The following is a 6,723-nucleotide window of genomic DNA, read 5'->3' as shown; positions in this document are numbered from 1 at the left end:
GCACGCCCGGCACCTGCACGGCGGTGGCGGCGGTGACGGTGCCGGAGGCGTCGGTGGCGCTGACGAGCAGCTGGCCGCGCAGCAGCTCCCGGGCGCGGGCGGCGGCGCCGGCGGGCAGGCGCAGCACGACGTCGCCGGCCAGGTGCGGGAACCTCGCGGCGAGGTCGGCGGGCAGCGCGGTGCCGGTGGCGGTCAGCGTGGTCGCGGTGCCGCCGACGACCTGCCCGTCGCGCACCTGGATGCCGCCGTCGGGTGCGGAGTGCAGCCGGTAGGTGGCGCCGGCGCCGGCGGGCGGCAGGTGCCAGGCGATGGTGGCGGCGTCCAGCCAGTGCGCGGCGCTGCCCGTCAGGAGGGGGTCGGGCAGGTCGTCGGTGAGCAGGTGGGTGGTGTCGTCGTAGGTGAAGGTGATCGGGCCGCCGGGGGCGGTGAGGGGGATGTCGGCCCCGCCGGGGGCGCCGCCGGCGCCGTAGTTCTCCGCCCAGGAGCCGTCGATGGCGACCTTCAGCGCGTAGCTGCCGGCGGGGACGTCGAACGTGGCGCGGTAGAGGCCGTCGGAGCCGGCGACCGGCTGCAGGGCGGTGGCGGCGCACTCCGGCTGCCAGTCGCCGGGGCAGCCGAGCTCGGACTGCAGGGAGCCGACGAGGGTGGCGGTGCGGGTGGCCGCGGTGGCGGGGGCGGTGGTGGCACCGAGGGCCGCGCCGAGGAGGGCGGGGGCGGTGCAGAGGGCGGCGAGGGTGGAGCGGCGGATCACGAGACCTCCTCGGCCGCGCGTCGACGGGCGGCCTGGTGACGGGGCGTGCTGCCCGCGGCACGCTAGGGCGCGCCGTCCGCCGCTGCAAGAACCCTGCAAACCTTGCAGGCGCTGTCGGCGGGCCTGTCCGGGCCGGCCCGCCGGTCGGGGCCGCCGGACCCCGCCGTCACCGCGCGCCGTCCTCCACCGGTTCGATCCACGCCACGAACAGGGGCCGGCCCGCGGGGCTGCGCACCTGCTCGATCATGAAGTGGCAGGGCACCTCGTGGCCGGCGGCGTGCAGCACGGGCAGCGTCAGGGGCACGCCGATCACCCGCGCCTGGCCGGTGCTGAGGTGGCGGGAGAAGCCGGCGACGTGCGCCTCCCGCAGCGCGGGGGGGATGAGCGCCACGATGCGGCGGCCGAGCAGGTCCTCGACCCGCCAGCCCAGGGCGGCGGCCAGCGGCGCGCTGACCGCCACGATCCGGTTCGCCTCGTCGGCGGCCACGGCACCGCGGTCGCTGTCGCGCACCACCCGCACGGCCGCGGGCAGCTCCCCGGGGGCGGCGGTGGTGCGCCCGACCGTCTCGAAGCGCTCCTGCGCGCCACCGGGCCAGGGGCGGGGGGCGATGCCCGCGAGCTGGCTCTGCACCTGCTCGCACAGCCAGTCGCGCACGGCGACGACCTCGGGCTGGCCGGGGAAGGCGAGCAGCTCGCCCTCCGCGGCGAGGCGCTCGGCGGTGTCCAGGGCGTCCTGCAGGGCGGCGGCGGCGTGCCCGGCGTCGCCGGTCACGGTGGTCGTGACGTCCACGGAGCCCGCGCCGCCCGGCAGCAGGCCGGGGTGGCCCTCGGGCAGGGCGGGGCGGGGTGCGCGGGCCTCGGCGTCGCGGACCGCCGCGACGACCGCGGCGGAGAACGTCTGCCGCGCCCGCTCCACCTCGGTGAAGTCGACGCCGACCTCGTGCTGGGCGGCGTACAGCGTCAGCTCGCGCAGCAGCGCGTCGTGGTGCTGGCGGGTGGCCAGCCAGAGGGCCGCCGGAACCGCGAGCAGCCGCACCTCGTGCAGCTCCTGCGCGGTGGTGCGCGGTGCCTGCGGCGCCGCCGCTGCGGGCAGGTCCCACTCGTCGCCGCCCCAGGCGGCCAGCAGGTCCTCCTCGGAGGGCTCCTCGGCGGCGGCCAGCTCGAACCAGACCACCTTGCCGTCGGGCAGGCCGGTGACGCCGCAGGCGCTGCTGAGGGCGGCGACCAGGGCCATGCCCCGGCCGGTGGTGGCCTGCTCGCCGTAGTTGCGCTGCGCGGGCAGGGCGGTGTTGAAGTCGCGGACCTCCACGCGGGCGGTGCCCCCGCCGATCCACACGGTGAGCTCCACGGCCGTGCGGGCGTGCAGCGCGGCGTTCGTCACCAGCTCGCTGACGGCCAGCTCCGCGGCGTCGGCCCAGTCCTTGCGGGCGGCGGCCACCAGCGCGGTGACCACCGCGCGGCGCGCCCGCCCGGCCGCGGCGGGGCCGCTGCCCAGCTCGACCCGGCAGGCGGGGGGAGCGGCGGGGCCGTCGGTCCCGGGCGCCGGGCGGGACGTCGTCATGGACGTCATCGGAACACGGATCCTCTCCTCGCCGCTCGTCTCGGCGCCACGCGGTGTCGTGGGCGCGGTCCTCGGGTGCGCCGTGCGTGTCGCCCAGGGTGCATCGGCCGCCGCGGGCGCAACCCTGAGCGCTGAGTGGTGGAAGGTTCAACGGACGTACCGGGCGCTGTGTTTCGGCCCCGTTCCCGCACGGCTACGCGCCGGTGACCCGGGCGCCCCCGCGGAACCGCTGGGTTACGGCTGCTCCCCGGACCTGGTCGCCCCCCGCGCCGCGCTGCGATGCTCGCAGCGGTCGACGGCGGCCACCCAGCGTCCCCCGGCTCCGGAGGTTCCCGTGCCCAAGCTCACCACCGACGAGCGCGCGGTGCTCGAGCACGTCCTGTCCTGGTACGCCGAGCACCGCGGGGCCCTGTCCGCCCACGCGGTCGCCGAGGTCACGGGGATCCCCTGCGCGCGGGTGTCGGATGCCGCGCGGGTCCTGGCGGCGGCCGGCCGGGTGCGCGCCTACGTCGGGCCGCGCCCGCACGAGGAGGACCGGGAGGTGTGGTTCCTGGGCCTGGTCAGCAGCCGGGACCGCGTCGTCGACCTGCGCGCCCACGCCACGTGGCTGCCGCGCCCGGTGGTGCTGCCGGCCTGAGGGGCCCGGCGCCGCCGCGGGCCGGCCGCGCCACCGGGTGCGCTCACGGCTGGCGCCGCTCCAGCCGCCAGCCCGCCGGGTCGTCCAGCGCTGCGTGGGGGCGGACGGCCACCAGCACCAGCCGGTCGTGCAGCCGCGAGGGCCGGCCCTGCCAGAACTCCACCTCGCGCGGGCGCACCAGGAACCCGCCCCAGTGCTCCGGCAGCGGCACGTCGTCGGCCGACCCCGTGTCCGGCCAGCGCGCCGCGAACCGCGCCCAGCGCGCCTGGACGTCCTCGGCCGAGGCGGTGGGGGCGGACTGCTCGCTGGCCCAGGCGCCGATCCGCGAGCCCCACGGCCGGGACGCGAAGTACACCGCGGCCTCCTGCCGGGGGAGTTCCTCGGCGTCGCCGACGACGCCCACCTGCCGCTGCGCCGCGTGCCAGGGGAACAGCAGCCCCACCCGCGGTTCGGCCGCCATCGCCCGCGCCTTGCGGGAGGTGCGGTTGGTGTAGAACGACAGGCCGCGCGCGTCGACGCCCTTGAGCAGCACCGTGCGCGCGCTCGGGCCCTGCGGGCCGGCGGTGGCCAGCACCATCGCGTTCGGCTCGGGCAGGCCGGCGGCGACCGCGGCGGAGTACCAGCGCTCGAACTGCGCCAGCGGGGTCGGCGCGAGGTCCGCCTCGCGCAGCGGGCTGTCCTCGTAGGCGACGCGACGGGCCGCGGGGTCCTCCACGGCCCCATCCTGCCCGGGCGGGCGGGGTGTCCGCAGCGCCGCGGGCGGCCCGCTGCTCCGGCCTACCGCCCCGGCCGGGTGCCGGGGCGGGGCGGTCGCGGTGGCACGGGCGTGGACACGACGAAGGAGCTGGTGGTCTGCCCGTGCACGAGGAAGCGGTCGAGCACCGCTTCGAGGGCCTCGACGCTGGCCACGTGGACCTTGAGCAGGAAGCAGTCCTCACCGGAGACGCGGTAGCACTCGCCGACCTCGGGGGTGCGTTCGGCGAGGGCGGCGATCTTGGGCAGCTGGCCCGGGCCCGGGCGCAGCCGCACCCAGGCCGTCACCGGCAACCCGAGGGCGGCCGGGTCCAGCTCGAGCCGGTAGCCGCGGATGACCCCGGCGGCCTCGAGCCTGCTCACCCGCTCGCGCACCGCGGGGGCGGACATGCCGATCCGCCGGGCGAGTTCGGCGACGCTCAGGCGGGGGTCGGCGACGAGCAGGTCCAGGACGCGCTGGTTGACCTCGTCCAGCAGGGACCTCCGTCCCGGAAACCCGTCCGGTGGTCTCGGGGCTCTTCCCGCAGGCACACCGCCTCCTCGACCTTCGGGTGCTCATGGTGCTCGCACCCCGGTCCTTCGATCCCAGGTGCATGACCACCGGTGGACACGCCCACCGCGCGCCCGCGCTCCCGGCGCCGTCCCGGGGGAGCGGCGTGCGCACGGGGGGGCGCATCCCGCCGCACGCCTGCTTCGTGGTCAGCGCGGTCTTCCACTACCTGGGCCCGGCGTTCGCGGTGCTGCTGTTCGCCCGCGTCGACGTGCTCGGCGTCGCCTGGCTGCGCATCGCCTCCGCGGCGCTGGTGCTCGCTCTGTGGCGCCGCCCGTGGCGCACCTGGCGGCGGCTGGACGCCGCGACGAAGCGGCTGCTGCTGGGGTGGGGAACGTTGCTGGCGGTGATGAACGCCTGCTTCTACCTGGCGATCGACCGCCTCCCGCTCGGTACGGTCGCGGCGATCGAGTTCCTGCCGGTCATCGCCCTCGCCGCGTTCGCCGCCCGGACCCGCCGCAACGTCGCCGCGCTGCTGCTGGCGGTCACCGGGGTGTACCTCCTCACCGACGTCCGGCTCGTCGCCGAGCCGGTCGGGATCGCCTTCGCCGCGGCCAACGCCGTGCTGTTCGCCGGGTACGTCGTCCTGGGCCACCGCGTCGCCCGCAGCGAGCAGGTGCCGGGGATCGACGGGCTGGCCCTGTCCCTGCTCACCGCCGCCGTCGTCGCCCTGCCGATCGGCGTCCGCGACGCTCTGCCCGCCGTCCACGACCCGATCGTGCTCGCCGCCGGCGCCGGCGTCGGGATCTCCTCCTCGGTGGTCCCGTACGTCTGCGACCAGCTGGCGATGAGCCGGCTCCCCCGCGCCACCTACGCGCTGATGGTCTCCCTGCTGCCGGCCACCGCCACCGTGATCGGCGTCCTCGTCCTCACCCAGGTCCCCACCGCCCCCGAGGTCGCCGGGGTGCTCCTCGTCATCGCCGGTGTGGCCTCGCACCGCGCGCGGGCGACCTCCGCGTGAACGCCGCCCCGCCGCTGCGGAGGACGGCAGCACCCACCGGCACGAGCAGCACCTACCGCGCGTGCCGGTGCGGTACTAGGGTCGTCCCATGACTGCCGGGTCGGCGATTCGCCACGCACGGGAAGGGCGCCCGGCGGCGGAGTGAGGACGCGGCGGGCGCGCAGCCCGCCGCAGGACCGGCTCCCGCCCGCCGTGCAGTTCCGTCGCGCACGTCCTCGGCGCCCGCCTCGGGGCGCCCCACCGCACCGCCCCCCGCCGCGACCGCGCGGCGTCCCGTCCGCCTGCCGTGCAGCCCGCGCGCCGGCGGACCACCCCGACCTGCCCGCGCGCCGCCGCGGGAAACCCGTGCAGAGGAGAACCCCCGTGCCCAACCCGTCCAACGACCAGATCGTCGCCGACTTCCGCGCCTCCGGCGGCCGCGTCGGACCACCGTTCGAGAACTCCCGCCTCGTGCTCGTCACGACCACCGGCGAGCGCACCGGAAATCCCCACACCGTCCCGCTGGGCTACCTGCCCGACGGCGAGCGCCTGCTCGTCCTGGGTTCCGCCGCCGGTTCCGACCGGCACCCGCAGTGGTTCCGCAACCTGCTCGCGGAGCCCGTCGCCACCGTCGAGGACGGCGTGTTCCGCTACGAGGCCCGCGCCGTCGTGCTGGAGGGTGCCGAGCGCGACGCCGCCTTCGCCCGCGCGGTGGAGACCGATCCCGGCTGGCAGGACCACCAGGACCGCACGCACCGGGTGATCCCCGTCGTCGCGCTGGAACCCGCCGGCCCACCCACCCCGACGGCCACGTCGTGGGGCGCCGCGCTCGTCGGCGTCCACGGCGCGCTGCGGCGCGAGCTCGCCCTCGTGCGCAGCGAGGTCGCCGCCTCGGGCGGCACGCTGGGCGCGCAGCTGCGGGTGAACTGCCTCACCGTGTGCGCCGGGCTGCACACCCACCACACGATGGAGGACGCCGGCATGCTGCCCGCCCTGGCCGCGCAGCACCCCGACCTCGCCGCCGTCGTCGACCGCCTGCGCGCCGAGCACGCCGGGATCGCGGTGCTGCTGGAGCGGCTGCAGGAGGTCACCGGCTCCGGCGGCGGGGGCGAGGACGTGCTGGCGCAGGTGGACGTGCTCGTCGCCGAGGTGGAGCGGCACCTGGACTACGAGGAGGCGCACCTGCTGCCGGTGCTGGACGGGGCCGGGGCGTGAGCCCGCGCCCTACCCCGCGTGCCCGCCGCCCGGGGTGAGGTCCCCGCCGTAGCGGTCGAGGTAGTGCCCGTAGAACACCCGGGTCGCGACCTGCCGCCGGCTGCTGACGCCGAGTTTCCCGAACACCGCCTTGAAGTGGTCCTGCACCGTGTACGGCGACAGGTGCAGCGCCTGCGCGATCTCCTGGGTGCTGTCCCCGCGCAGCATCGCCCCCACGACGTCGGCCTCCCGGGCGGTGAGGCCGTGGGCGGCCATGACCAGGGGCAGCACCTCCGGCGGGCCGGCCGGCTCGATGGTCACGGCGATGTCCCCGGCG

General features: G+C 77.4%; 8 protein-coding genes. 3 read left to right on the top strand and 5 right to left on the bottom strand.

Annotation, left to right across the window (positions count from 1 at the left end):
* The coding region (locus ABEB16_RS10960) for a pullulanase X25 domain-containing protein (protein WP_486335979.1) at nucleotides 1–751 on the bottom strand (751 nt) is incomplete at its 3' end.
* A gap of 166 nt (nucleotides 752–917) precedes the next feature.
* The gene (locus ABEB16_RS10955; RefSeq protein WP_345712287.1) at nucleotides 918–2,321 is read right to left on the bottom strand and encodes an ATP-binding protein; all 1,404 of its coding nucleotides are present in this window, start codon (nucleotides 2,319–2,321) and stop codon (nucleotides 918–920) included.
* Between the two features lie 325 nt (nucleotides 2,322–2,646).
* Here ABEB16_RS10955 and ABEB16_RS10950 point away from each other — a divergent pair, with 325 nt between their 5' ends.
* The gene (locus tag ABEB16_RS10950; protein ID WP_345712286.1) at nucleotides 2,647–2,949 is read left to right on the top strand and encodes a hypothetical protein; all 303 of its coding nucleotides are present in this window, start codon (nucleotides 2,647–2,649) and stop codon (nucleotides 2,947–2,949) included.
* 43 nt (nucleotides 2,950–2,992) lie between these two features.
* On the opposite strand, the gene pdxH is transcribed toward ABEB16_RS10950, so the two are convergent.
* The gene (gene pdxH / locus ABEB16_RS10945; protein ID WP_345712285.1) at nucleotides 2,993–3,664 is read right to left on the bottom strand and encodes a pyridoxamine 5'-phosphate oxidase; all 672 of its coding nucleotides are present in this window, start codon (nucleotides 3,662–3,664) and stop codon (nucleotides 2,993–2,995) included.
* Between the two features lie 62 nt (nucleotides 3,665–3,726).
* Nucleotides 3,727–4,179, bottom strand: a complete 453-nt coding sequence (locus ABEB16_RS10940) for an Lrp/AsnC family transcriptional regulator (RefSeq protein ID WP_345712288.1) — start codon at nucleotides 4,177–4,179, stop codon at nucleotides 3,727–3,729.
* An 80-nt stretch (nucleotides 4,180–4,259) separates the two neighbouring features.
* Between ABEB16_RS10940 and ABEB16_RS10935 the strand changes: the two genes are divergently transcribed.
* Together ABEB16_RS10935 and ABEB16_RS10930 are read left to right on the top strand one after the other, a co-directional pair.
* A complete protein-coding gene (locus tag ABEB16_RS10935) occupies nucleotides 4,260–5,213 on the top strand; it encodes an EamA family transporter (protein WP_425560162.1) in 954 nt (317 codons plus the stop codon).
* 363 nt (nucleotides 5,214–5,576) lie between these two features.
* Nucleotides 5,577–6,407: a nitroreductase/quinone reductase family protein gene (locus ABEB16_RS10930; RefSeq protein ID WP_345712283.1), complete on the top strand. Its 831-nt coding sequence runs from the start codon at nucleotides 5,577–5,579 to the stop codon at nucleotides 6,405–6,407.
* Between the two features lie 9 nt (nucleotides 6,408–6,416).
* Here ABEB16_RS10930 and ABEB16_RS10925 read toward each other — a convergent pair.
* The coding region (locus ABEB16_RS10925) for a helix-turn-helix transcriptional regulator (protein WP_345712282.1) at nucleotides 6,417–6,723 on the bottom strand (307 nt) is incomplete at its 5' end.

This window comes from Kineococcus glutinatus, from assembly GCF_039542765.1.
Taxonomy (GTDB): Bacteria; Actinomycetota; Actinomycetes; order Actinomycetales; family Kineococcaceae; genus Kineococcus_A; species Kineococcus_A glutinatus.
This window is presented reverse-complemented; position numbering and strand designations above follow the sequence as displayed.

Bases quoted from the DNA above. Each gene is read 5' to 3' on its own strand.
- ABEB16_RS10935 (WP_425560162.1), top strand. From the start codon at position 4,260: ATGGTGCTCGCACCCCGGTCCTTCGATCCCAGGTGCATGACCACCGGT.
- ABEB16_RS10955 (WP_345712287.1), bottom strand. From the start codon at position 2,321: ATGACGTCCATGACGACGTCCCGCCCGGCGCCCGGGACCGACGGCCCC.